A 24,934-nucleotide genomic window follows, 5' to 3' on the forward strand; every position below is an offset into this window, starting at 1 on the left:
GCGCCAACTTCAAGCGAGGTTAGCGGGGGAAGCCGGAGCAGCGGGAGATGTGATTTTCAGCCATCCACCTGCAGCAGGTTTTGATCTGCATCTTGGAGGTGGTTCGAATCGGCTGCACTGCAGCCGATTCAGTTAGATCTGAACCACGCGTAGGACATGCCAGCCCTAATTTAGTCCAATCGATAACGCAACCACGATCGCGATCCAAAACAGGATACCGACGAATGCGGCGGTCTCGCCGCTGAACACCACTTGCCCGTCTTCGCGCCACCACCATTCGAACGTTGTGAGGTATCGCCGCGCGTTCCATTTATCGACCCGCGCCCTGCCCAGGGACAACACCGGAATGACGACCCGGCCGGTGCCGTAGGCGAACACTTCGAGCCCTATCCGCACCAGCAAGTCGCCGATGAAATCAAGCGCCATGGTTACCTCCGGATCATCGCCCTGAAGCGGGCACGCTGATCTGCGCTCAACAGGCGGTAGGGGATGGGCATCGAGGTGTCCGCCAGGCGCAGCAAATAGCCGGTGGGGTAGGGACGCACCTCGCGCACATCGCGCCAGCTCCAGACCGAGGTGCCGCCGGCGCCGGTTCGTCTGATCTGTTGCTCATCGATGTCAATGGCGCTCGCGGCCGCATGGCGCACGCGCAGGTAGTACCAGAACGCGCCTGCCACCGTATCGGGTAAACGCATTCTGGCTTTCTTCGATTGGTTACTCGCCCATCGGAAATCGAGATATTCACGCAGCTGCAGCGTGACGTTGATGCGGATCGGCGCGGCGTCGCCGACCGCCGCGTCTGCTTGCTGACTTAACTCGGGAATGGGCACTTCCTCATGCTCGACCGTGATGGTCGTCGTCTCCGGCGGCGGCAACTTGTTCTGCTCGGCCATCTGCATGGCGACCGCTTTGGTGATGAAGGGTTTGGGGTGGCTAAACCACATATACGCTTCCTCTGTGTCAGCTCGGATTGAGCAGCTTGCCGCCATCGGTTTGCCGTTGACCGAGCAGCACCGTGCCCACCAGCCCCAGCACGATCAGCACGACGGCGATCATCTCGGCCTGCGTGGCCCGCACGCCGAGCACGTCGAACACCGGGTTGACGCGGATTTGCTCGATCAGCAAACGCTCGGCGCCGGCCAGTATCAGGTACACGGAAAACAGCCAACCCGTGCGAAACGGATGCCGGCGCAGCGCCCACAAGATCAGGAAGCATACCGCAGCCATCGCCGTTTCATAAATCGGCGCCGGATACACGCCCGGCGCGGCGAGCACTTCTCCGAAGATGTTGTTGTCGTAGGTTTGCGCCCAAAACCACGTCGGCAGCCATTCCGGCTTGAGCGCCATGTTCGCCACCGTGCCCCAATCGCCGTCGCCCGACACCTGGCAGCCGATGCGGCCGATCGCATAGCCGATCATCATGGCCGGCGCGGCCGCGTCGAGCAGCGGGCGCACCGGCAGGCGCCAGCGCCGCACGCAGACCATGCCGGCGAGGGTGCCGGCGATCAGCCCGCCGAAGATACTCAGCCCCGAGCGCGTGAAGATCATGCTCATCGGATCGGCCATGAACTGGCCGGTGTGTTCAAGGATATGGAACAGCCGCGCACCGATCACGCCTGCGATCATCACGACCACCATGAAGTCGCTGACCACTTGCTGTGGCGGCACCTCCGCACCCCGCACCCACGCGGCGCCGATCCTGCCGACGCGGTACAGGCGGCCCAGCTCGGCGTGGAAGCACGCGCCGGCGACCATCGCGCCGAGCGCGACGAACAGGCCGAACGTGGCCAGCGGTAGCGGGATGTCGTAGCCGGTCCAGGCTTTCACCACATCGCTTAAAAATGGATACGACATTAGAGTCCTTCAACGTCCCGTTGGTTCCCGAAACTATCCTGTCGAGATGTCATGCATGGCAATTAGCTAATCACTCTAGCATAACTTATGGCTCACCAGAAATGTTACAAACACTCACCATGTCTTACATATGCTCCGGTTAAATTCAGGTAAAGTTCGGCTTGTCGTAATCTCAACTTTGGAGTCCGCAATGACCGTAATGAAAAATCTCGCCGCAGCCGCTGCCGTCTCCTTCGCACTCGCCGCCCACGCCGCGCCGGGCGATTCGCTGCCGACCACCGGCACCTTGGTGGTGGTGCCGGCATACGGCGAAGTCAAACACGCCAACGATCAAGTCATTGCCACCTTGGCGATCGAAGAGCAGGACAAGGACAAGGCCGCCGCCGCCTCGCGCGTCAACCAGAAGATGAAGCAGGGTCTGGACATCGTCAAGGCGGCCGATCCGCAAGCCAAGCTCAAGACGCAGGGCTACTACACCTATCCCGTCTATCCGGAAGACCGTCCGCTGCCGAACGGCCAGATGCCGAAGCAGCGCGTGCCGACCGCCTGGCGCGTGGGCCAGTACCTGGAAGTGACCACCACCAATCTCGACAAGCTGCCGAAAACCGTGGCCGCCGCGCAAAAGGTGCTGACCCTGAACGGCCTGCAGTTCGGCCTGACGCCGGAAACCACCAAGAAGCTGGACGACGAGCGCATCGCCGCCACCTACAAAAACCTGAACGAGCGCATCAACTCGATCGCCAACGCCATGGGCCGCAAGGTCGGCGACGCCGTGCTCGACACGGTCGATTTCGAAGGCTCGGGCAATTACGCGCAGGAGCGCGCCCAGGCGCCGGCACCGATGATGATGCGCGCCAAGATGGCTGACAGCGCCGAAGTCGCCGAGCCGAGTTTCGAGCCGGGCGAGACCACCTTGCAGATGCAACTGGTCGGCAAGGTGCGCTTCAAGTAAGTCCGCGATGGCGAAACGTTTCAGGTAAAGTCGAGCTTGCTTTTCCATCAACCTCGGAGATCGATCGATGACCCACCTGAAACACCTCGCCGCCGCCGTGGCCGCCGCCTTCACCCTGGCCGCGCACGCCGCGCCCGAATCCCTGCCCACCGCCGGCACCTTGGTGGTGGTGCCGGCCTCCGGCGAAGTCACTCACGCCAATGACCAGGCGATTGTCACCTTCAGCGTCGAGGAGGTCGACAAGGACAAAGCCGTGGCCGCCTCCAAGGCCAACCAGAAGATGAAGCAGGGCACCGATATCGTCAAACGGGAAGACCCGCAAGCCAAGCTCAAAACCCACGGCTACTACACCTATCCGGTCTATCCGGAGGAGCCGCCGGTGCCGCCCGGGCAGCCCCTCAAACCATCCAAACCGCGTGTGCCGACCGCCTGGCGCGTCGGCCAGTCGCTGCAGGCGACGACCACCACGCTGGCGACCTTGCCGAAAACGGTGGCCGCCGCGCAAAGCGTGCTGTCGCTCAACGGCGTGCGCTTCGGCCTGGCGGCGGAAACCACCCGCAAGCTCGACGAACAACGCATTGCCGCCACCTACGCCAACCTGACCGAACGGATCAATTCGATCGCCGCAGCGATGGGCCGCAAGGTCGGCGACGCCGTGCTCGACACCGTCGATTTCGAAGGCTCCGGCAATTACGGGGGCAATAATGCGACCGCCTATGCGAGCGCTCCGGCGCCGATGATGCTGCGCAGGAGCGAAACGGCCGTTGCCGAACCCAGTTTCGAGCCCGGCGAAACCACCTTGCAGATGCGTCTTGTCGGCAAAGTGCGCTTCAAATAAGCAAACTTGTGCAGAATAGGGGGATGGGGCGCCATCCCCCTTTTTTATTGTCGGCTCCTCTATAATGATGGCGCAGCAAGACCACATAATGAGAATGGAACCCTATGCCGAACTTTCCCCGCCGCCGCGCTAAAAACGTCGCCGCCCAAGCCAAACTGCCCAAGACGTCGCGTTTCAGCCGTTTTGCGCGCCGCGCCCGGGGCGAGGGCCTCGACAAGCCGCGTCATCGTGGGATTTACCTGCTGCCGAACGCCTTCACTACCGCCGCGCTGTTCTGCGGCTTCTACGCCATCGTCATGGCGATGAACCAGAAGTTCGAACACTCGGCCTGGGCGATCTTCATCGCCATGGTGCTCGACGGCCTTGACGGCCGCGTGGCCCGCCTGACCAACACCCAAAGCGAATTCGGCGCCCAATACGACAGCCTGTCGGACATGGTCTCCTTCGGCGCCGCGCCGGCGCTGGTGATCTACGAGTGGTCGCTGCGCGGCCTCGGTAAACTGGGCTGGATCGCCGCCTTCGTCTACTGCGCCGGCGCCGCGCTGCGCCTGGCCCGTTTCAACACCAACATCGAGGTGGTCGACAAGCGCTTCTTCCAGGGCTTGCCGTCGCCGTCGGCCGCCGCGCTGGTGGCCGGCTTCATCCTGCTGATGGTAGACCAGGAGGTCTCCGGCCTGGAACTGCGCTGGATCTCGTGGGGCATCGCCGTCTTCGCCGGCCTGTCGATGGTGACCAATGTGCCGTTCTATAGCTTCAAGGACGTCAACTTCCGCAAGTCGGTGCCGTTCATCGCCGTGTTCCTCATCGCGCTGGTGTTCGCGCTGGTGTCGATCGATCCGCCAAAGGTGCTGTTCCCGATCTTTATCGCCTATGGCTTGTCCGGCTACGCGGTGCTGGTATGGCGGCTTGCGAAGGGCAAGCCGGTGAGCCTGATCCAGACCGAAATCGATAGCGACGATCCGAGCGAGCGTCACTAACCCGGGTCCTCGACACATGGGCGGTAGGCCCTGAGCATTTTCAAGCAACGCAGCCACAGCAACGGAGCTACTATGAACAACTCATCCAACCGCCTGATCATCTTCGACACCACCCTGCGCGACGGCGAGCAATCGCCCGGCGCATCGATGACCAAGGACGAGAAAGTCCGCATCGCCAAGCAGCTCGAGCGCCTGCGGGTGGATGTCATCGAAGCCGGTTTCGCCGCCGCCTCCCAGGGCGACTTCGAATCCATCAAGGCGATCGCCTCGGTGGTGCGCGAATCGACCATCTGCTCGCTCTCGCGCGCCAACGACCGCGATATCGCGCGCGCCGCCGAGGCGCTGGCGCCGGCCGAGCGCAAACGCATCCATACCTTTATCGCCACCTCCAATCTGCATATGGAGATGAAGCTGCGCATGCTGCCCGACCAGGTGCTGGAGCAGGCCCGCAACGCCGTGCGCTTCGCCCGCCAGCACACCGACGATATCGAATTCAGCCCGGAAGACGGCAGCCGCTCGGACGAGGATTTCCTGTGCCGCGTATTGGAGGGCGTGATCGCCGAAGGCGCGACCACAATCAACTTCCCGGACACCGTCGGCTACGCGGTGCCGGAGATTTTCGGCGAAACCATCCGCCGCCTGCGCGAGCGCATTCCCAACTCCGACAAGGCCGTGTGGTCGGTCCACTGCCACAACGATCTTGGTCTGGCGGTGGCCAATTCGCTGGCGGGCGTGATGATAGGCGGCGCGCGCCAGATCGAGTGCACCATCAACGGTCTCGGTGAACGCGCCGGCAACACCGCGCTGGAGGAGGTGGTAATGGCGCTGCGCACGCGCGGCGGCTACTACAACCTGGAATGCGGCATCGACACCACGCAGATTGTGGCGGCGTCGAAGATGGTGTCGCAGATCACCGGCTTCGCCGTGCAGCCCAACAAGGCCGTGGTGGGCGCCAACGCCTTCGCGCACGCCTCGGGCATCCACCAGGACGGCATGCTCAAATCGCGCGAGACCTACGAGATCATGCGCGCGGAGGATGTCGGCTGGGCGGCCACCAAGATCGTGCTGGGCAAACTGTCCGGCCGCAACGCCTTCAAGCAGCGCTTGCAGGAGCTGGGCATCGACCTGGAATCGGAGGCGGAGGTCAACGCCGCCTTCATCCGCTTCAAGGAACTGGCCGACCGCAAGTCCGACATCTTCGACGAGGATATCCTGGCGCTGGTCTCGGACGAGCAGCAGTCGCAGGAAAGCGAGTTCTATCGCTTCGTCTCGCTGTCGCAGCAATCGAACACCGGCGAGACGCCGAACGCCAAGGTGGTGTTCTTCATCGACGGCGAAGAGCACACCTCCGAGGGCAAGGGCGACGGCCCGGTGGACGCCACCGTCAACGCCATCGAATCGGAAGTCGGCAGCGGCGCCGAACTGGTGCTGTTCTCGGTCAACGCCATCAGCACCGGCACCCAGTCGCAGGGCGAGGTGACGATGCGGCTGTCGAAGGAGGGGCGCATCGTCAACGGCGTCGGCGCCGATCCGGACATCATCGTCGCCTCGGCCAAGGCTTATTTGTCGGCGCTGAATAAACTGCACTCGAAGATCGAGCGCGTCAACCCGCAACCATGAGGTTTTGAGTGGCAAAAGATTTTGATACGAGTTTTGATACGAGTTTTGATATTGTGGCGTTGGGCGAGGCCATGGTGGAGTTCAACCAGGCCACGCCTGGCGAAGCGAACTACCGCCAGGGCTTTGGCGGCGACACCTCCAACGCGGTGATCGCCGCCAGCCGGCAGGGCGCGCGCACCGCGTATCTGACACGCGTCGGCGAAGATGCTTTCGGCGGAATGCTGCTCGACTTATGGCGGGCCGAGGGTGTCGACGTCAGCGCCGTCGCGCGCGATGCCGACGCGCCCACCGGCCTGTATTTCGTCACGCACGGTCCCGATGGCCACGCGTTCAGCTATCTGCGCGCCGGCTCGGCGGCCAGCCGCATGCAGCCGCGCACGATGGATCTGGGCCTGATCGAATCGGCGCGCTGGCTGCATGTGTCGGGGATCTCGCAGGCGATATCGGCCAGTGCCTGCGACACCGTGTTCGCCGCCATCGACATCGCGCGCCGCGCCGGGGTAAAGGTCAGCTTCGATCCGAACCTGCGCTTGTCGTTGTGGCCCCTGGCGCGTGCGCGCGCCGTCATGGGCGCCACCATCGGCATGACCGATCTGTTCATGCCAAGTCTGGACGAAGCGGTGGCGTTGGCTGGTACCGACGATGTCGAGACGATGTTCGCGTGGTGCCGCGCGCAAGGCGCGCGTTCAGTGGTGCTGAAGACGGGACCCCAGGGCGCCTGGTACGCGGGCGAGGGCGAAGCGCCGCGATTGGCGGAGGGATATCCGGTGCAAGCGGTGGATGCAACCGGCGCGGGGGATTGTTTCGACGGCAGCCTGCTGGCGCGTCTTGCGGCGGGGGATGCGCTGGGCGACGCGGTAAGGTACGCCAACGTCAGCGCCGCGCTATCGACGCAAGGCCATGGCGCCGTGGCGCCGATACCGAGCGCCGCGCAAGTGCGCGCGGCGCTGGCATAAAATGCCGGCCAGCGGCAAAGCCGCCTGGCCGGGCTGTCCACAAAACCATGCTCCATTCTGGAGACACGTAGGGCGGATTAGGCGGAACGCCGTAATCGGCCATGCACGCGCCGTCGGCGGCTCATGGCGGATTACGCTACGCTAATCCGCCCTACGTAAATCCGCGCGACGCATCCAGTACCTTAGAACCGCACCTTGAGATAAGCCGCAGGTCCATTCAAACGGATATTCACCGCCAGATCGTCGCGCTCGCGGCGCAGGCTGATCTTCGACGCGCTGTACTCGGCCACCACGCCCACCATCGGCGTCACATACCACTCAACGCCAACGGCGCCGCCGTAGATATGGCCGTTGATGCTGCCGCCATTCTTCTTGATCCCGTTAGCATCCGCATACATGCGCAGCTGCGGCGAGAACTGATGGCGCCAGCCCAGTTCCACCAGCGGCGCGTAGGCGCTCTCATTCTCCGAATAGCGCGCATTGCCGCTAATACCATTCAACACCCCGTTCGCGGTGCCATCGATGCGCGCGCGGTAGTAGGCCGCGCCGACACCCACGCCGAACACGTCCGCGCCGCTGCCCAGCCACCACTTGTAGGCGACATTGGCCAGATCGAGCTTCAGCTTCGCATTCAGCTTGCCGGTGCCGGTCAGCGGCAAGCCATTAATGTTGGTGCTGCCGCTCAGGCTCGGGTTGTACTCTTTATCGTAACGGTAGTAATCGAAGTCAAAACCGTGCGAGTCGCCGATCAGTACGCTCGCCTTGGCGCGCGGCAAGGTCACGTTGTCGGATTTGTAGGTGCCGGTGTCGATACGGCCATAGTTGGTGTCGCCCTCGACCTTGATGCGCGGTTCGGTATAGAAGGCGCCGACGGACAGGCTGGCGCGGTCCAGCGCCGGTGATGGTTCCGCCCAGGCCATCGCTGTCGCGGTGGTCAGCGCGATAAGCGAGGCTGCATAAATAGCGTGGCGTGCGGAAGGCGTACGTAAAGACATGAATTCTCCGAAGTAAGTTGCGTTTTGATATAGAGAAATCATAGCAACCACGAGAAATCTTTCACGTCGGCGCACTGCCAAACTGCGCGTGGGACTGCTCCTACCGCGCCGGTTAGCGCAACCAGCGCGGTTCGCGTTCCTCGTCGGGCCCATTGACCAGGGCTTGCACCACGCCGTTGCGGTCGAACTGCACGTCCATCAGCGAGTTCCATACATCGCTTTCCTTGTAGCGGTATTGCCAGACGTCGCCGTCGACGCTGTAATAACGCACCTGCTTGGACGGCCGCCCGAGGATGCCCAGCACGCTGTCTTTGGTGTCCCGGCCGATTTTGATGGTGCCGAACTTGGCGTTCGTCAGCACCTGTTCGTACGAGATCAGGCGCCCGTCCGGACCGATGCGCGCCATCCACGTGTACTGGCCGAGCGGCCCCATGGCGTATTCGAGCATCGTGTCGGGGCCGTTTTTATAGACGCCGGTGGGCTGGCCCAGCTTGGATTGGACCACCTGGGCGGTGTCGCCCGGCGCTGGTGGCGGCCCGAACATATTGGCGCAGCCGGTCAGCGTGCCGCAAAACGTTGTCAAAACAAGCAGTCTTTTCATGTCGCAGCTCCAAAAAGAGGAGGGAAGTGGACAAATTGTAGCCAAGCCGGGATACACGCGGCGCTTTTTCCGCTATACTTTCGGGTCTGGTCTTCGGACCGGTTTTTTTTGAAGTTCACGGTGTGCAGGGTTCAGACTCCGCGCACCGCATGTTAAAGGTAAATATCATGACCGTAGAAAACATCAACAAAGCCGCGATCATCGCGGACAACGCCCGTGGTCAAAAAGACACCGGCTCGCCAGAAGTGCAAGTTGCACTGCTGACCGCACGCATCAACGAACTGAACGGCCACTTCAAGGCCCACAGCAAGGATCACCACTCCCGTCGTGGTCTGATTATGATGGTTAACCGTCGTAAGAGCCTGCTGTCGTACCTGAAGGGCAAAGACGCAACCCGTTATCGCGATCTGATCGCTAAACTGGGTCTGCGTAAGTAATATTTGCGTCATCCGGCTTAATCGAAATGCCTGCGCCAGTTTGTCTGTCGCGGGCATTTTGTCATTTTTGCGGGTAAAAACTTGCCAAATGGAATGCGATCTTGGCAGCGCAGCATGGAATCCCGGTAACACGTAGGGCGGATTAGCGAAGCGTAATCGGCCATGCCTGAGCAGTGGGCGGCTCGTCGATGGCCGATTACGGCGTTCCGCCTAATCCGCCCTACGTGGACCAATGTTTTAGCAAGTGTAGGTGTAGCAAAGACGGCGGGTATGCCGTCTGTGGTGAGGTGAACGACAGCCCCTGAAAATCTGTCGGCAAATAGAAAGGGATTACCCATGTTTAACAAAGTTACGAAAACCTTCCAGTACGGCCAACACACCGTGACGCTGGAAACCGGCGAAATCGCTCGCCAGGCATCCGGTGCGGTGATGGTGTCGATCGAAGACACCGTCGTGCTGGCAACGGTTGTGGCACGCAAAGATGCCAAGCCAGGTCAGGATTTCTTCCCGCTGACCGTCGATTACGTCGAAAAAACCTACGCTGCCGGTAAAATCCCGGGCGGTTTCTTCAAGCGCGAAGGCCGTCCTTCGGAAAAAGAAACCCTGACGTCGCGTCTGATCGACCGTCCTATCCGTCCGCTGTTCCCTGAAGGCTACCTGAACGAAGTGCAGGTCATCATTCACGTGCTGTCGGTCAACCCTGAGATCGATCCGGACATCGCCGCCATGATCGGCGCATCGGCCGCCCTGTGCGTGTCGGGCGTGCCATTCAACGGCCCGGTCGGCGCAGCGCGCGTCGGCTACGCCAACGGCCAGTACATCCTGAACCCGACCGTCGAACAACTGAAGACCTCCGAAATGGATCTGGTTGTCGCCGGTACCGAAACGGCCGTGCTGATGGTCGAATCGGAAGCCAAGCAACTGTCCGAAGAAATCATGCTCGGCGCCGTCGTCTTCGGCCACACCGAAATGAAAGCGGTCATCGACGCGATCCACGAACTGGTGCGCGACGGCGGCAAGCCGGAAGTCGAATGGGTTCCACCTGCCAAGAACGAAGCACTGATCGGCCGCGTGACGCATTTCGCCGCCAGCAAGATCAACGAAGCGTATCAGACCAAAGACAAGCAAGAGCGCACCGCCAAGCTCAAGGCCGCCACCAGCGAAGTGCTGGCCGACCTGTCGGCTGAAGCCGCCGCTGCAGGCGCCGCGCCGGTCGATTCGGCCGAAGTGAACAACATCCTGTTCGACATCGAAGCGAAAATCGTCCGCACCCAGATCCTGGACGGCGAGCCACGCATCGACGGCCGCGACACCCGCACCGTGCGTCCGATCTCGATCCGCACCTCGGTGCTGCCACGCACCCACGGTTCGGCTCTGTTCACCCGTGGTGAAACGCAGGCGCTGGTCGTCGCCACCCTGGGCACCGCCCGCGACAGCCAGAAGATCGACGCGCTGATGGGCGAGTTCACCGACTCGTTCATGCTGCATTACAACATGCCTCCGTTCGCCACCGGCGAAACCGGCCGCGTCGGTACCCCTAAACGCCGCGAAATCGGTCACGGCCGTCTGGCCAAGCGCGCGCTGATCGCCGCGCTGCCGGCACCGGAAGAGTTCAGCTACTCCGTGCGCCTGGTGTCGGAAATCACCGAATCGAACGGTTCGTCGTCGATGGCTTCGGTCTGCGGCGGCTGCCTGGCGCTGATGGACGCCGGCGTTCCAATGAAAGAGCACGTCGCCGGTATCGCGATGGGCCTGATCAAGGAAGGCGGCAAGTTCGCCGTGCTGTCGGACATCCTGGGCGATGAAGATCACCTGGGCGACATGGACTTCAAGGTCGCCGGTACCCGCAACGGTATCACCGCGCTGCAGATGGACATCAAGATCATGGGCATCACCAAGGAAATCATGCAAGTGGCACTGGCGCAAGCCAAGGAAGGCCGCGAGCACATCCTGGGCGAAATGCAAAAAGCCATGCCGCACGTGAAAACGGAACTGTCCGATTTCGCCCCGCGCCTGATCACCATCAAGATCAACCCTGAGAAGATCCGTGACGTCATCGGCAAGGGCGGCGCCGTCATCCGCGCGCTGACCGAAGAGACCGGCACGCAGATCGACATCAGCGACGAAGGCGTGGTCACCATCGCCTCCGTCGACGCCGCCGCCGGCCAGGAAGCCAAGCGTCGCATCGAAGAGCTGACCGCCTCGGTCGAAGTGGGCAAGACCTACGACGGCGTGGTGTTGAAGCTGCTGGACTTCGGCGCGATCGTCCAGGTCATGCCAGGCAAAGATGGTCTGCTGCACATCTCGCAAATCGCCAACGAGCGCGTCAACGCCGTTGCCGACTACCTGAAAGAAGGCCAGGCAGTGCGCGTCAAGGTTCTGGAAACCGACGACCGCGGCCGCCTGAAGCTGTCGATGAAAGCAGCCGCTGAAGAAGCGGCCGCCGCAGCGAACTAATCTCGGACCAGTCTGAGCGAAAACCGCCGGAGCGCAAGCGCCGGCGGTTTTTTTTGTCTGAACCTTTGATCACCTGGCGCCTCTAACTGAATGTGTGAGGAGGGGAGCCGCCATGGGCACGCTATACGATGAGGACGTCGTTGCATGGGCCGAGCAGCAAGCGGAACTGCTGCGCGCGAGACAGTGGTCGCAACTGGACGTCGACAACATCGCCGAGGAGATCGAGGATGTGGGCAGAAGCGAAAAAAGCGCGTTGCGCAGCCATCTCATTGTCTTGCTGGTGCATTTATTAAAATGGACGTATCAACCCCTCCGTCGCGGCGCGAGTTGGAACGCATCCATCTGCACGCAACGCGACCTCATTGAGGACGCACTTGAAGATTGTCCGAGTCTAAAAAAACTATTTGATGACCCCGGGTGGATCGTCACCACTTATCGCCGCGCTGTGCGGAAGGCCAAGCGCGAAAGCGGAATAAAAGCATTTCCCCCCGAGTTGCCTTGGGAATTGACACAAGTGCTGGATCCCGAATTCTTCCCGCAACCGAAAATTCCGGTTGCCAAGGTCCGGCGTATTCGCTGATTACTTGCCGTCGTACGTCACGCGGAATACGCGCCCGCCGTGGTCGTCGGAGACCAGCATCGAGCCGTCGGCCAAGGTGACCACGTCGACCGGCCGCGCCACCACTTCCTCGCCGCGCAGGAAGCCGTCGATGAACGCGGTGTCGCTGACGACCTTGCTGCCGTATAAGGTGATCTGGCGTACGCTGTAGCCGCTCTTGGTGGCGCGGTTCCACGAGCCATGCTCGGCGACATAGACGTTGTTGCGGTACTCCTCCGGGAACTGCTTGCCCGTGTAGAACGTCAAGCCCAGCGGCGCGACGTGCGGCCCCAGCTTGGCGACCGGTTCGACATACTCCTCGCAGGCGCGGCCCTTGAAGGTCGCATCCGGCACCACGCCGCCGTGGCAGTACGGAAAGCCGAAGTGCAAACCGGCCTTGGGTGCGATGTTCAGTTCGCACGAAGGGCTGTTGTCGCCCAGTTGATCGGCGCCGTTATCGGTGAACCACAATGCTTTGGTGGTTGGATGGAAGGCGAAGCCGACCGTATTGCGGATGCCGCGCGCATATTCTTCCAGCCCGCTGCCGTCGGCGTTCATGCGGTAGATCTTGGCGTGCCTGGTGTCGTCGGTGTCGCAGATGTTGCAGGGCGCGCCCACCGGAATGTACAGCTTGCCGTCCGGACCGGCCTTGATGACCTTTTCGCCGTGCCATTTGTCGTCCGGCAGATCGACCTTGACCACCTCGTACGACGGCTTTTGGGCGTAGCGCTTGTCGATATCGTCGAAGCGGATCACGCGGCTGATCTCGCCGACGTACAGCGCGCCGTTGAGGAGGGTGACACCGATAGGATTTTCCAGGCCGGAGGCGATGGTGACCACCTCGGCCGTCTGCTTGTCGCCGCGCGGCACCAGCGCGTACACCTTGCCGGCCTTGCGCGAGCCGACATAGACGATGCCGCTGTCGGACACGGCCATGCTGCGCGCGGCATCGACCTGGTTGGCATAGACGCTGATGCGGAAGCCTTTGGGCAGCTTGAAGCCGCTCAGGTCGATGCCGTCCGGGGCGGCCTTGGCTGCGGCTGCGGGCGCGGCGGCTGCCGCAGTGGTCGCCGCAGCGGCAACGATCGGTTTGTTGGCGCCGGCGGCGATGTAGTCGGCCAGCAGCGCGATCTGCGGCGCGCTCAGCGCAGGGGACCACGCCGGCATATTCTTCTCCGGCACGCCCTTGCTGATCACCTTGATCAGATTGGCCTTGGTCGGCTCGCCGTGCAGCCAGGCGTGCTTGCCCAAGGTCGGACCGATGCCGCCTTCCATCTTGACGCCGTGGCAGGAGGCGCAGTTGGCCTGATAAAGTTTTTCAGCGGCCACCGATGGCGCGGCGGCATGCGTAGCGAAAGAAGTGAAGGCCAGAGCGATAGCGGCGGCGGGCAAGGCGATCTTTTTCATAAGTGTCCCAAGGTCAACAATGCCGTATTGTGCCAGTTTTCTTGCGCTGGAGACATCTTGAAGATCACTGTCAGCGCAATGCCAGCGCCTTGTGCCCGCGCGCCGGCCCGGCGTCCAGCTTGAACATGCTGACCAGCTGCGCCAGATGACCGGACTGTCCTTGCAAGGCATCGGCTGCGGCCGCCGCCTGTTCCACCAGCGCCGCGTTTTGCTGCGTCACGCCGTCCATCTCGACGATGGCCTGGTTGATCTGCTCGATGCCGGCCTCCTGCTCGCCGCTGGCGGTGGCGATCTGACCCATGATGTCGCTCACCCGCTGGACGCTGGCGACGATCTCCGTCATGGTGTCGCCGGCCTGGCCGACAAGCCTGGCGCCATCGTCGATCTTGCCGACCGAGTCGCCGATCAACTGCTTGATGTCCTTGGCCGCGCTGGCCGAGCGTTGCGCCAGGTTGCGCACTTCCGACGCCACCACGGCGAAGCCACGCCCTTGTTCGCCGGCGCGCGCCGCTTCCACCGCCGCGTTCAGCGCCAGAATATTGGTCTGGAAAGCGATGCCGTCGATCACGCCGATGATGTCGACGATGCGGCGCGACGACGCGCTGATCGAATCCATCGTCGTCACCACCTCCGCCACCACGCCGCCGCCGCGCACCGCTACCGAGGCCGCGCTGGCCGCCAGCTGGTTGGCCTGGCGCGCGTGGTCGGTGTTTTGCTTGACGGTCGAGGTCAGCTCTTCCATCGACGAGGCGGTCTCCTCCAGCGAGCCTGCCTGCTGCTCGGTGCGGGTCGACAGGTCCATATTGCCGCTGGCGATCTCGTTCGACGCGGTGGCGACGGCGTCGGTGGTGTTGCGCACTTCGCCGACGATGGCCGCCAGGCGGTCGCGCATGGTGGCGATGCTGAATAGCAGACTGGAGCGGTCGTTGGCGCGCAGCGCGACGTCCACCGTCAGGTCGCCGGCGGCGATGCGGTCGGTGATGCCGGCCGCGTAATCGGGTTCGCCGCCGAGCTGGGTCAGCAGTGAGCGGGTGATCAGCCAGCCCAGCAGCAGCGCTACGGCGATCGACGCCACCGACAGGATCAGGATGGTGATCACGGCCGCTTCGCTGCGTTTCTGGATGCCGTTGCCGATCTCGTCGATGGCGGCCTTCTGGCGATCGGCAAGCGCCTCGATGCTGCCCACATAGACATCGCCGGCGGGCACGAATTTTTGCGCGATGATGGCGTTGGCTTGCTCGATGTCGCCCTGCGCCTTGGCGCTGAATGCCGCCTTGCGGTGGCCTTGATAGATCGCGCGGTTTTCCAGCGCTTTGGCGAACAGCTCTTTGGCGCGCGGATCGATCAGCAGCTTGCCGATTTGTTCCTGCGCGCCGGCCACCCGCTGGGACGCGCGGGCGATGCCGTCTTCGAAGAATTTTTGTGTCTCTGGGTCGCTCGTCTTGGCGGCGGCCTGTGCGCGCTGCACATTGGCTTCGATGATGCCTTTCCATTCGGTGACCAGGCGCTCGGTCTGCAACTGCTGTTCGAGCAGGTTGGTGGTGTCGGCGGCGATGCTGCGGATGGTCAGTTCACTGGCCACGGAGATCGTTAGCAGCAGCAACAGGGCGGCGCCGAAGCCGACCGCCAGCCGTTTTCCGACCTTCATCTTGGAAAAAATCATTGTGCTTCCTTACATTAAAGCAGGTCTATGCGACCGATCCACAACAGGCCAATATTTTATTATTGACAATACCTGTTTCTTGAATGTAATTTTACACGCTATTTGTGCGGGACGTACCTACGTAGTTTCACTTGCGCTGGCGCTGGGTGACGGAGCGCGGGAGGCGGGGGAAGAGTGGCGGAAGGCAGTAGGAGTCGAACTTACAGGAGAGCGTCTGACGCCCCCCACCGGGTTTGAAGCCCGGCCCCATCACCGGATGAGATTGCCTTCCGTGGTGCGATATCGGCGCTATCGTCGTTATTGCGCGCTGAACGACCAGGCCGCGTTGGGCCGGATCAGGTGGACGTTGCCGACGCGCCGAGTATAGCCGACGCGATTGAAGAACTCCAAGATTTGAATCGCGCGCTTGCGTCCCAGGCCGGTGGCGTCGCGGAACGACGAGGCTTGCACTTCGGGCAAAGTCGCCACCAACTCCGCCAGCTCGGCCAGCGGCGCTGGATGGTAGAACAGATCCGGCACCAGTTGGCTGATCTCGCCGGTCTTCGACAGTTTGAGCAGCAGGCGCCGCACTTCCGCCTCGGGCAAGCCGTGCTGGCGCACCAGATCGCGCACCCACGGCGGATCGAAGCGGCCCGCGTGCAAGGACACCAGCAGCGGTTGGACCAGCGCCTGTTCAGCCTCGCTCAACTCCACGCTGTGGCTGGGCAGATGCAGGCTGCGGCCGCGCTGCTTGACTTGTCCGGCGGCGGTCAGCGTCTCGACCAGGCGGCTCCACAGCCGGTCCTCCATTTCCGGTGCGACGATGCGTTTGAGGCGCCATAGCTCCGGTCCCGCCTCGTCGGGCGCGCGCGCGTGGAATCGCGCCAATCCCTCCAGAATGCGCGCCTCCAGCACTCGCACCTCGGCCGCCGCGATCAGCAGCGCGTCGCCGCCGGACAGCGACACTTCGACGGTTCCCGGCGGCGGCACGATCTCGCGCGCCGGCAGCTGCGACAGCCGCACCAGCGTCGACATGCGCAACCCCAGCGGGCTGCGCGCCAGCAGGGCGCCGATGCCTCCCGCGCCGCGGTCATGATCGGGATCCTGATCGTGATTGCCATCGATGAAACCGGCCAGCGCCCGCAGCCAGTCCAGCCGCTGTGCGCTACGCCGCTTGCGCGCCGCGCCGAAGGGATCGAGCACCACGCCGCCGCCGATGGTGGCGGTGGCCTGGGCGTTGCGGATCACGAAGCGGTCACCGGGCACCGCGTGCACCGGGGCGCCGAGCACCAGCTGCGCGCGGCCGCTACCGCCCGGCGCCAGGGTTTCGCCGTCCAGCGGCACGATGTTGGCCACATGGTGCGCCGCGCCCAGATGCACATGCAGCGGCGACCATGGCTTGAGGGTGACGCCGCAATCCGGCGTCAACGTCAGTTCGACGTCGATGCGTTCGGAGCATGCGGCGAGGGCCGGCGCGACGATCCAGCTGCCGCGCGCTATGTCGTCCTTCGATACCCCGCTCAGGTTGAGCGCCAGCCGCTGGCCGGCGCGGCCGGTGTCGGCGGCGCGGTTCTGCGCGTGGATGCTGCGCACCCGCATCTGCCGCTCGCCCGGCGCCACTTGCAGCGTGTCGCCCACGCGCACGCTGCCCGCCAGCGCGGTGCCGGTGACGATGGTGCCCTGGCCGGACAAGGTGAACACGCGGTCTACGCCCAGGCGGAAGAGGCGGCGTTCATCGGCGGCCGGCAATGCGGCCGCCATATCCGTCAGATGCGCCAGCAGCGCCTTCACGCCGGCGTCGCCTTCGCTGGTGGCATTGGTGCGGAAGATTCGCGCGCCGGCGAAATCGGTGGTCGCCAGCAGCGCCTCAATGTCGGCTTCCACGCGTTCCAGTTGCTGCGCGTCGGCGCGGTCGATCTTGGTCAGCGCCACCGCGCCGCGCCGCACGCCAAGCAACCGCAGAATGGCCAGGTGCTCCAGCGTTTGCGGCATGATGCCGTCGTCGGCGGCGATCACCAGCAGCGCGGCGTCGATGCCGGTGACGCCGGCCGCCATCGTGCGGATGAATTTTTCGTGGCCGGGAACGTCGATCACACCGAGGATGTCGCCGTTGGCCAGCGGCGCGTAGGCGTATCCCAGTTCGATCGAAATGCCGCGCGCCTTCTCTTCCTTCAGGCGGTCGGTGTCGACACCCGTCAGCGCGCGCGTGAGCGTGGTTTTCCCGTGGTCGATATGACCTGCCGTGCCGACGATCATGCGGGTGTATGCGCCAGCAGGGGCAGTTGTTCGGTGAAGCGCTGTTGCTGGTGGTCGTCCAGGCAGCGCAGGTCGAGCCACAGCGCATCCTGCGATACGCGGCCGATCACCGGCAGCGGCAGCGCGCGCAGGCGCTGTTCGAGCACGCCCAGCGCGTTGCCGGTGCGGACCGTCGCGGCGGCGCGTATCACCAGTCCGTGGCTGTGCAGCTGATCGACGGGCAGGGCGCCGCTGCCGATCTGGCTCATCATCGGTTCGGCGCCCACCAAGTAGCCGTCGCCCAGCACCGCCTGCAGTTGCGGCAGGATGGCCTGCGCCTGCTCGCGCATGGCGGCGGCGGGGCGCGTCAACAGCTTCAGGGTGGTCAGGCGCTCCGGCAGCAGGTCCGGCGCCCGGTACAAGGCCAGCACCGGCTCCAGCGCGGCGAGGGTCAGTTTGCCGACGCGCAGCGCGCGCTTGAGCGGATTCTTTTTGATCTGCGCGATCAGGTCCGCGCGGCCGACGATGATGCCGCATTGCGGGCCGCCGAGCAGCTTGTCGCCGCTGAAGGTCACCAGGTCGGCGCCCCCGGCGATGGTTTCGCGTACCGTGGTCTCGTGCGGCAGGCCGTATTGTTCGAGGTCGACGAGCGTGCCGCTGCCCAGGTCCACGGCGGTCGGGATGCCATGCTTGCGGGCCAGCGGCGCCAGTTCCGGCAGTTCGACGCTCTTGGTGAAGCCGGTGATCGCGTAATTGCTGCAATGGACCTTCATCATCAACGCGGTCTGCGGGCCTGCCGCTTCGGCATAGTCCTTCAGGTGCGTGCGGTTGGTGCTGCCCACTTCGCGCAGCACGGCGCCGGCGCGCGTCATGATGTCCGGGATGCGGAAGGCGCCGCCGATTTCCACCAGCTCCCCGCGCGAGACGATCACTTCGCGGCCCTGCGCCAGGGTGTTGAGCATCAGCAGCACGGCGGCGGCGTTGTTGTTGACGATGGTCGCCGCTTCCGCGCCGGTCAGTTCCAGCAGCAGTTCCTCGACCAGGTTGTCGCGGTCTCCGCGCTTGCCGGTGTCGATGTCCCACTCCAGGTTCATCGGCCAACGCAGCGCCTCGGCCACGGCCTGCACCGCGCTGTCGGGCAGCAGGGCGCGTCCCAGGTTGGTGTGCAGGACGGTGCCGGTCAGGTTGAAGACGGGACGCAGGGGCGAGCGGTTGGTCCCTCGCAGCCGCGCCGCCAGCATCGTCAGCAGGGTGGGGATGGAGGTGTCGGTGGCGGCCGGGCCGTGGCCGGAACCATCGCGCGCCGCCAGCAGCAGGCCGCGCAACTCGGCCAGCAGCGCGCGCGCCGCCTCCGTCGTTTGCGTGCGGCCGTATTCGGCGATCAGCGCTTCGCAGCCGGCGTCCGACAGAATCAGATGCACGGCCGGCAGGTGGATCGCACCGGCCGTCTTCACCGGGTTGGCGGGGCCGCTCATGCGGCGTTGAACCACAACAGCGGGTTGCCGCTGGCGCGGGCGTAGCCGGCTTCGCCGACCAGCAGGTCCAGGGTCAGGCTGGCCAGATCGTCGGCCAGCGGCTCGACGTTGAAGTCGTGCTCCTGGTTGAAGATCTTGCGGTATGTTTTGCAGTCCTCGCAGGTCTCTGCGCGCGCCACCTTGCTTGGATCGTTGGCCTTGTTGATCGGCGCGGAGTCGGCAGCGACAACGTCGGCCTTGTCCTCGTTGGTCTCCAGGCTTTGGTAGGCGATTTTGGACGTGTGCTCGCAGCACGAGCACTTGACCCGCACCATGTGCCATTCGCTGGCGCAGGCGCTGCAATGCAGATAGCGGTAGCCCTGCGACTGGCCGCCGATGCGGATCACGCTGGCGACCGGGTGAGAGCCGCACACGGGACACAAGGTGTTGGTCACCAGCGGTTGCACCGCCGGGGAATCGAGCTGGCTGGCGCGCATCGCCCACACCACCTGCAGCGCGGCGGCGACAAACGGCGCGTGCAGCGGATCGACGCCCTCGGTCACTTCGGCCAGCACGGCGTCGGCGCATCCTTCCAGCTGGGCGGTGTCGAGTTCGCGCAGTTGCGCCAGCACGCCGGCCATCTGCGGCTGCTCTTTGACCAGCGGATCGAGGCGATCGAGGAGGGCGGCGAACACGGTACGCCATGAGGCGGGGCGCGTGCCGCTGACCGGCAGCGGCGGCATATTGTGTTCCAGCGACAGGGCGATTTCCGCCGCATCCGGCAGTGCGAACGTCTCAGCCGGCAGCGACGCGGCGACGGCGGCCTGCGCGTCGACCAGGGCAGCCATCAGTTGAAGATAGCCCTGCATCGATTCGGCGACGGGAATTCCGGTGATGTCGTTGTTCGCCAACTGGCGCAGGCGCGCAGCGCGCGCGGTGAACAGGCTGCGTGCTTGCGGCAGCAGCAGGCGCGGTATGGCATTGTGATCGAGCGATTCGATTTCGCCCGGTTCAAGCAGACGTTGTACCAAAGATGTCTCCCATGTTGCCGGCGGCGTTAGTGATCCTGGCCGCCGGCTTGGGAACTATTCTAATCCCAAATTAATAAATCAATCGCGCGGTTTGTTGGTGCTCCGCGCGACTTCCTCGAACCAGCGCGGGTGGTGCTTGCGCGCCCACCCGTAGGTCACCGTGCCGCGCACCATCGCGCCGAGCGAACCCTTGATCCAGATGCCCGCATAAATGTGAACCACAATCGAGCAAATGATCACAAACGCGCAGAAGGCATGCAGCAGCGCGGCGAAGCGTACCACCTCGATCGGGAAATAGAACGCGAAGTAGGCGCGCCAGATCACGATGCCCGAGAACAGAAGCCCGAGCATGCACAGGATCAGCACGTAGAACAGCACCTTCTGGCCGGCGTTGTAGCGCCCGACCTTGGGCAATCTGTCTTCACGGTTGTTGACCACGTCGCCGACCTGTTTGAGCCACTGCTTGTCGCCCTTTTCGAAGCGGTTGTGGTGCCAGAAGCGCACCACCAGCAGCGCGAACGAGGCGAACATCAGTATCCCGAAGAAGGGATGCAGGATGCGCGTCCATTGCCCGCCGCCGAGGAACACCGCCATCCACGCCGTCGCCGGATGGAACATGGCAAGGCCGGACACCGTCAGCACGATAAAGCAGATGGCGGTGACCCAATGGTTGCTGCGTTCATTCGGCGTATAGCGCTCGATCAGTGGATTGCCGTCCTTGTCGCGCAAGGGTTTGTTTTCGGGTGTGCTCATCGGGGTGGTCATTTCTCGCTCTCCCTGATCCGGTTGGCCTCATGCAGCGCCTCCGCTTCCTCGTCCTTGCTGACCTCTATCGGACCGACGCGCGAGTAGTGGAACCAGCCCGCCAGCGCCGTCGCGGCGATGCCGGCCAGCGCGAGCGGCTTGGTCAACCCCTTCCATAAACCGACCATCGGGCTGATGCTCGGATTCTGCTTCAGTCCATGATACAGCGGCGCCTTGTCGGCATGGTGCAGCACATACATCACGTGCGTGCCACCGACACCAGCCGGATCATACAGGCCGGCGTTGGCGTAGCCGCGCGACTTCAGGTCCTCGATGCGATCGGCCGCGTGTACCTTCATGTCTTCCTTGGTGCCGAAGACGATCGCGCCGGTAGGACAGGTCTTGACGCAGGCAGGTTCCTGGCCGACGGCCACTCGGTCCGAGCAGAGCGTGCACTTGTAGGCGCGGTCGTCCTTCTTGGAGATGCGCGGCACGTCGAACGGACAGCCGGCGACGCAGTAGCCGCAGCCGATGCAGTTCTCCTGATGGAAGTCCACAATGCCATTGGTGTACTGGACGATGGCCCCCGGCGCCGGACAGGCCTTCAGGCAGCCCGGGTCCTCGCAGTGCATGCAGCCGTCCTTGCGGATCAGCCATTCGAGGTTGCCGTCGTTGGTCTCGTGCTCCGAAAACCGCATCACGGTCCACGATTGCGGCGTCAGGTCGAGCGGGTTGTCGTACACGCCGGTGGTTTCGCCGACGTCGTCGCGCAGGTCGTTCCACTCCATGCAGGCGGTCTGGCATGCCTTGCAGCCGATGCACTTCGACACGTCGATCAGCTTGGCCACCGTGCCGGTCGCCGGCGTGCGCGCCACCGGCGACTGCACCGTGGTGGCCGACATTCGTTTGATATCAAGTGATTGTAAAGCCATGTTTTATTCTCCTCGGGCCGTCATGCTTTTTCCACTTTCACCAGGAACGACTTGAATTCCGGTGTCTGTGAATTGCCGTCTCCAACCGTCGGCGTCAGGGTGTTGATCAGGTAGCCCGGTTTGGTGACTCCCTTGAACCCGAAGTGAATCGGCAATCCGACCTGGTGGGTCTTCTTGCCGTCGATGGTCAATGCCTTGATACGCTTGGTCACCACGGCCTTGGCCACGATGTGTCCCCGCTTGGAACTGATCTTGACACGGTCGCCATGGGAGACACCGAGCTCCTTGCCAAGGTCTTCGCCGATTTCGACGAATTGCTCCGGCTGGATGATCGCGTTCAGCAGCGCGTGCTTGGTCCAGTAGTGGAAGTGCTCCGTCAGACGGTAGCTGGTCGCCACGTGTGGATACTCGTTCGCCTTGCCCAGCTTCGCCCTGTCGTTCGGGAACATGCGGCCGGCCGGATTGCTGGTGGCGCGCGGGTTCGCCGGATGCAGCGGGTTGTGGCCGATCGGCGTCTCGAACGGCTCGTAGTGCTCGGGGAAGGGGCCCTCGGCCATGGCGTCGCGCGAGTAGAAGCGCGCCACACCCTCGGCCAGCATGATGAAGGGACCCATGCCGTTTTCCGGCGGTTCGTCCGCCTTGAAGTCTGGTACGTCCGCGCCGGCCCAGTTGGTGCCGTTCCAGGCCACCAGCTTGCGGGTCGGGTCGAACGGCTTGCCCTTGGTATCGCACGAGGCGCGGTTGTACAGCACGCGGCGGTTGGCCGGCCAGGCCCAGGCCCAGTTCAGCGTGTTGCCGATGCCGGTCGGGTCGCTGTTGTCGCGGCGGCCCATCTGGTTTCCGGCGGCCGTCCACGAACCGGCGAAGATCCAGCATCCGCAGGCCGTGCTGCCGTCGTCGCGCAGTTGCGCGAAGCCGGCCAGCTGCTCGTTCTTCTTCAGGATGACTTTCGTCGGGTCCTTCGGATCGGTGAGCTCCTTGAGCGCCTTGCCGTTGAACTCCATCGCGATTTCCTCCGGCTGCGGGCTCAGAGGCTGGGCGTAGTTCCACGTCAGGTTCAGGATCGGGTCGGGGAATTTTCCGCCGTCGGTCTGGTACATCTTCTTAATGCGCATGAAGATGCCGGACATGATCTCCAGATCGCTCTTGGTCTGGCCGGGGCCTTCGGCGCCTTGCCAGTGCCATTGCAGCACGCGCGAGGAGCTGACCAGCGAGCCGCGTTCCTCGGCGAAGCAGGTGGTCGGCAGGCGGAACACCTCGGTCATGATCTTGGTTGGATCGACCTGGTGGAACTCGCCGAACGGACGCCAGAATTCCGCCGTCTCCACGGCCAGCGGGTCCATCACCACCAGGAATTTCAACTTCGACAGCGCCTCGGTGATCTTCTGCTTGTCCGGCGCCGACGCCAGGATGTTGAAACCCTGGCAGATGTAGCCGTTCATTTTCCCCTGATGCATAAGCTCGAAGGCCTGCATCATGTCGTAGGGTTTATCGAGCTTGGGCAGATAGTCGAACGCGTAGTTGTTTTCCTCGGTGGCGGCGTCGCCCCACCAGGCCTTCATGAAGGAGACCAGGAACTTCTTGGCGTTGCTGTAGTAGCTAAGCTGGTTCGGACGCAAAGGCTTGAGCGCCCGCTTAGCCGTATAGGCTTCCCAATCCTGTTCCGCCTCGCCGGGCAGGGTCAGGTAACCGGGCAGCATATTGGTCAGCAGACCCAGGTCGGTCAGGCCCTGGATGTTGGAGTGGCCGCGCAGCGCGTTCATGCCGCCGCCGGCGATACCGATATTCCCCAGCAGGAGCTGCACCATCGCGCCGGTGCGCAGGGTTTGCGCACCGGTCGAGTGCTGGGTCCAGCCCAGGGCGTACAGGATGGTCGCGGCGCGTCCGGGGACTGCCGTCGACGCCAGCATCTCGGCGACCTTGTGGAATTTCTCCGGCGGCACGCCGCAGGCTTTCTCCACCATCTCCGGGGTGTAGCGCGAGTAGTGCTTCTTCATCAGCTGGTACACGCAGCGCGGATGCTCGAGCGTCGGATCGATCTTGGCGTAGCCGTCGTCGCCCATCTCGTAGTTCCAGCTGCTCTTGTCCGTGTACTTGCCGGCCGCCTCGTCGTAGCCCGAATACAGGCCGTCGGTGAAGGAGAAGTCCTCGCGGACGATGAACGGCATGTCCGTGTAATTGCGGACGTACTCGTGCTGGATTTTGTCGTTCGTGAGCAGGTAATTAATGACCGCGCCCAGGAATACGATGTCCGAGCCGGTGCGGGTAGGGACGTAATAGTCGGCTACCGAGGCGGTTCGGGTAAAGCGCGGATCGACCACCACCAGCTTGGCGCCGCGATGCGCCTTCGCTTCCGTGACCCATTTGAATCCGCAAGGGTGTGCTTCAGCGGCGTTTCCGCCCATGACCAGGATGACATCCGCGTTCTTGATGTCTACCCAGTGATTCGTCATCGCACCACGTCCAAATGTCGAGGCAAGACCTGCCACCGTCGGACCGTGTCATACACGTGCTTGATTGTCGAATGCCAGCATGCCCAGACTGCGCATGGTTTTATGGGTTAAGTAGCCTACTTCGTTGGAGCCGGCCGACGCGCACAGCATGCCGGTCGTGGTCCAGCGGTTGACGGTTTTGCCGTCGGCGCTTTTCTCGATGAAGTTGGCGTCGCGGTCGGCCTTCATCAACTTGGCGATACGCGTGAGCGCGTCGTCCCAGGCGATCGGGCTCCATTCCGTGGCGCCCGGGGCGCGGTATTCCGGCACCATCAAGCGATTCGGGGAGTGTATAAAGTCGATCAGGCTCGCGCCCTTGGGACAAAGCGTGCCGCGGTTGACCGGGTGGTCGGCGTCGCCTTCGATGTGGATGATTTTGGCGGTGGCGTTTTTCGCGCCGTCGCCCAGGCCGTACATCAGGATTCCGCAGCCTACGGAGCAGTAGGGGCAGGTGTTGCGGGTTTCGGTGCTGCGCGCCAGCTTGTACTGCCGGACTTCGGCCAGGGCCGTTGCCGGCGCAAAGCCGAGGAGCGCAATGCTCGAACCCGCGATGGTCGCGCCAGTCACCCTAAGGAACTGTCGCCTGGACATCTGGTTCATGGAAATGCCTTTCAGTAAGGACAAAGACCTTTCGAGTGTAGCACCAGAAAAACATTAATGTTTGCGCTGACATGTATCAAACGTTGGGTTAACGCCAGTGCAATACTTTTGA

20 protein-coding genes, 1 tRNA gene and 1 pseudogene are annotated in these 24,934 nt (G+C 63.4%); 8 read left to right on the forward strand and 14 right to left on the reverse strand.

The features are described 5' to 3' along the window. Positions 1-165: 165 nt before the first annotated feature. The 3 genes from NHH88_11165 to NHH88_11175 are packed head-to-tail and all read right to left on the reverse strand — an operon-like array spanning position 166 to position 1,854. On the reverse strand, positions 166-426 hold the full coding sequence (locus NHH88_11165; GenBank protein USX16306.1) for a hypothetical protein: 261 nt from the start codon (positions 424-426) through the stop codon (positions 166-168). 2 nt (positions 427-428) lie between these two features. Then, positions 429-944: a YcxB family protein gene (locus NHH88_11170; GenBank protein ID USX16307.1), complete on the reverse strand. Its 516-nt coding sequence runs from the start codon at positions 942-944 to the stop codon at positions 429-431. Between the two features lie 16 nt (positions 945-960). Next, entirely contained in the window at positions 961-1,854 is an 894-nt protein-coding gene (locus NHH88_11175) for a prolipoprotein diacylglyceryl transferase (GenBank protein USX16308.1), read from the reverse strand. 190 nt (positions 1,855-2,044) lie between these two features. On the opposite strand from NHH88_11175, the gene NHH88_11180 reads away from it, so the two are divergent. The 5 genes from NHH88_11180 to NHH88_11200 all read left to right on the forward strand — a co-directional run bounded on the left by NHH88_11180 (position 2,045) and on the right by NHH88_11200 (position 7,197). Next, entirely contained in the window at positions 2,045-2,806 is a 762-nt protein-coding gene (locus NHH88_11180) for an SIMPL domain-containing protein (protein USX16309.1), read from the forward strand. A gap of 67 nt (positions 2,807-2,873) precedes the next feature. Beyond that, entirely contained in the window at positions 2,874-3,644 is a 771-nt protein-coding gene (locus NHH88_11185; protein USX16310.1) for an SIMPL domain-containing protein, read from the forward strand. A 104-nt stretch (positions 3,645-3,748) separates the two neighbouring features. Next, positions 3,749-4,621: a CDP-diacylglycerol--serine O-phosphatidyltransferase gene (pssA, locus tag NHH88_11190; protein ID USX16311.1), complete on the forward strand. Its 873-nt coding sequence runs from the start codon at positions 3,749-3,751 to the stop codon at positions 4,619-4,621. A gap of 72 nt (positions 4,622-4,693) precedes the next feature. Then, the gene (locus tag NHH88_11195; GenBank protein USX16312.1) at positions 4,694-6,241 is read left to right on the forward strand and encodes a 2-isopropylmalate synthase; all 1,548 of its coding nucleotides are present in this window, start codon (positions 4,694-4,696) and stop codon (positions 6,239-6,241) included. A 71-nt stretch (positions 6,242-6,312) separates the two neighbouring features. Continuing rightward, positions 6,313-7,197: a sugar kinase gene (locus NHH88_11200; GenBank protein ID USX17320.1), complete on the forward strand. Its 885-nt coding sequence runs from the start codon at positions 6,313-6,315 to the stop codon at positions 7,195-7,197. A gap of 182 nt (positions 7,198-7,379) precedes the next feature. Here the strand turns inward: NHH88_11200 and NHH88_11205 are convergent, their stop codons facing one another. Together NHH88_11205 and bamE are read right to left on the reverse strand one after the other, a co-directional pair. Next, positions 7,380-8,192 carry an OprO/OprP family phosphate-selective porin gene (locus NHH88_11205; GenBank protein ID USX16313.1) on the reverse strand — a complete coding sequence of 271 codons (813 nt, stop codon included), beginning with the start codon at positions 8,190-8,192 and terminating at the stop codon, positions 7,380-7,382. A 112-nt stretch (positions 8,193-8,304) separates the two neighbouring features. Beyond that, entirely contained in the window at positions 8,305-8,793 is a 489-nt protein-coding gene (gene bamE / locus NHH88_11210) for an outer membrane protein assembly factor BamE (GenBank protein USX16314.1), read from the reverse strand. 167 nt (positions 8,794-8,960) lie between these two features. Here bamE and rpsO point away from each other — a divergent pair, with 167 nt between their 5' ends. The 3 genes from rpsO to NHH88_11225 all read left to right on the forward strand — a co-directional run bounded on the left by rpsO (position 8,961) and on the right by NHH88_11225 (position 12,267). After that, the gene (rpsO, locus tag NHH88_11215; GenBank protein USX16315.1) at positions 8,961-9,230 is read left to right on the forward strand and encodes a 30S ribosomal protein S15; all 270 of its coding nucleotides are present in this window, start codon (positions 8,961-8,963) and stop codon (positions 9,228-9,230) included. A 336-nt stretch (positions 9,231-9,566) separates the two neighbouring features. Continuing rightward, a complete protein-coding gene (pnp, locus tag NHH88_11220; GenBank protein USX16316.1) occupies positions 9,567-11,687 on the forward strand; it encodes a polyribonucleotide nucleotidyltransferase in 2,121 nt (706 codons plus the stop codon). 112 nt (positions 11,688-11,799) lie between these two features. Further along, positions 11,800-12,267 (forward strand): DUF29 domain-containing protein, encoded by a 468-nt coding sequence (locus tag NHH88_11225; protein USX16317.1) that lies wholly within the window; start codon positions 11,800-11,802, stop codon positions 12,265-12,267. Here NHH88_11225 and NHH88_11230 read toward each other — a convergent pair whose 3' ends face one another. The 9 genes and pseudogenes from NHH88_11230 to fdnG form a co-directional block, all read right to left on the reverse strand. Then, positions 12,268-13,692 (reverse strand): PQQ-dependent sugar dehydrogenase, encoded by a 1,425-nt coding sequence (locus NHH88_11230; GenBank protein USX16318.1) that lies wholly within the window; start codon positions 13,690-13,692, stop codon positions 12,268-12,270. 100 nt (positions 13,693-13,792) lie between these two features. Then, positions 13,793-15,355: pseudogene (locus NHH88_11235) on the reverse strand (methyl-accepting chemotaxis protein). Positions 15,356-15,530: 175 nt separating this feature from the next. After that, a tRNA-Sec gene (locus NHH88_11240) sits at positions 15,531-15,626 on the reverse strand. 26 nt (positions 15,627-15,652) lie between these two features. Then, positions 15,653-17,590 carry a selenocysteine-specific translation elongation factor gene (gene selB, locus NHH88_11245; protein USX16319.1) on the reverse strand — a complete coding sequence of 646 codons (1,938 nt, stop codon included), beginning with the start codon at positions 17,588-17,590 and terminating at the stop codon, positions 15,653-15,655. Continuing rightward, positions 17,587-19,044, reverse strand: a complete 1,458-nt coding sequence (selA, locus tag NHH88_11250; GenBank protein USX16320.1) for an L-seryl-tRNA(Sec) selenium transferase — start codon at positions 19,042-19,044, stop codon at positions 17,587-17,589. Before selA ends, selB begins: the two co-directional genes overlap by 4 nt. Continuing rightward, positions 19,041-20,054, reverse strand: a complete 1,014-nt coding sequence (gene fdhE / locus NHH88_11255) for a formate dehydrogenase accessory protein FdhE (protein USX16321.1) — start codon at positions 20,052-20,054, stop codon at positions 19,041-19,043. The genes selA and fdhE overlap by 4 nt, the downstream gene beginning before the upstream one ends. A 78-nt stretch (positions 20,055-20,132) precedes the next feature. Continuing rightward, positions 20,133-20,807, reverse strand: a complete 675-nt coding sequence (locus tag NHH88_11260) for a formate dehydrogenase subunit gamma (protein ID USX17321.1) — start codon at positions 20,805-20,807, stop codon at positions 20,133-20,135. An 8-nt stretch (positions 20,808-20,815) separates the two neighbouring features. Then, the gene (gene fdxH / locus NHH88_11265) at positions 20,816-21,730 is read right to left on the reverse strand and encodes a formate dehydrogenase subunit beta (protein USX16322.1); all 915 of its coding nucleotides are present in this window, start codon (positions 21,728-21,730) and stop codon (positions 20,816-20,818) included. Positions 21,731-21,750: 20 nt separating this feature from the next. Further along, complete coding sequence (fdnG, locus tag NHH88_11270) at positions 21,751-24,822, reverse strand: formate dehydrogenase-N subunit alpha (GenBank protein USX16323.1); 3,072 nt, start codon at positions 24,820-24,822, stop codon at positions 21,751-21,753. Positions 24,823-24,934 lie beyond the last annotated feature (112 nt).

The sequence above is a fragment of the Oxalobacteraceae bacterium OTU3CAMAD1 genome, from assembly GCA_024123915.1.
GTDB lineage: Bacteria > Pseudomonadota > Gammaproteobacteria > Burkholderiales > Burkholderiaceae_D > Rugamonas.

Coding starts and splice junctions, on each gene's coding strand:
- pnp (USX16316.1), top strand. CDS start 9,567: ATGTTTAACAAAGTTACGAAAACCTTCCAGTACGGCCAACACACCGTG.
- NHH88_11180 (USX16309.1), top strand. CDS start 2,045: ATGACCGTAATGAAAAATCTCGCCGCAGCCGCTGCCGTCTCCTTCGCA.
- NHH88_11175 (USX16308.1), bottom strand. CDS start 1,854: ATGTCGTATCCATTTTTAAGCGATGTGGTGAAAGCCTGGACCGGCTAC.
- NHH88_11170 (USX16307.1), bottom strand. CDS start 944: ATGTGGTTTAGCCACCCCAAACCCTTCATCACCAAAGCGGTCGCCATG.
- NHH88_11195 (USX16312.1), top strand. CDS start 4,694: ATGAACAACTCATCCAACCGCCTGATCATCTTCGACACCACCCTGCGC.
- bamE (USX16314.1), bottom strand. CDS start 8,793: ATGAAAAGACTGCTTGTTTTGACAACGTTTTGCGGCACGCTGACCGGC.
- pssA (USX16311.1), top strand. CDS start 3,749: ATGCCGAACTTTCCCCGCCGCCGCGCTAAAAACGTCGCCGCCCAAGCC.
- NHH88_11185 (USX16310.1), top strand. CDS start 2,874: ATGACCCACCTGAAACACCTCGCCGCCGCCGTGGCCGCCGCCTTCACC.
- selA (USX16320.1), bottom strand. CDS start 19,044: ATGAGCGGCCCCGCCAACCCGGTGAAGACGGCCGGTGCGATCCACCTG.
- selB (USX16319.1), bottom strand. CDS start 17,590: ATGATCGTCGGCACGGCAGGTCATATCGACCACGGGAAAACCACGCTC.
- fdxH (USX16322.1), bottom strand. CDS start 21,730: ATGGCTTTACAATCACTTGATATCAAACGAATGTCGGCCACCACGGTG.
- NHH88_11230 (USX16318.1), bottom strand. CDS start 13,692: ATGAAAAAGATCGCCTTGCCCGCCGCCGCTATCGCTCTGGCCTTCACT.
- NHH88_11225 (USX16317.1), top strand. CDS start 11,800: ATGGGCACGCTATACGATGAGGACGTCGTTGCATGGGCCGAGCAGCAA.
- NHH88_11200 (USX17320.1), top strand. CDS start 6,313: ATGGTGGAGTTCAACCAGGCCACGCCTGGCGAAGCGAACTACCGCCAG.
- NHH88_11205 (USX16313.1), bottom strand. CDS start 8,192: ATGTCTTTACGTACGCCTTCCGCACGCCACGCTATTTATGCAGCCTCG.
- NHH88_11165 (USX16306.1), bottom strand. CDS start 426: ATGGCGCTTGATTTCATCGGCGACTTGCTGGTGCGGATAGGGCTCGAA.
- NHH88_11260 (USX17321.1), bottom strand. CDS start 20,807: ATGAGCACACCCGAAAACAAACCCTTGCGCGACAAGGACGGCAATCCA.
- rpsO (USX16315.1), top strand. CDS start 8,961: ATGACCGTAGAAAACATCAACAAAGCCGCGATCATCGCGGACAACGCC.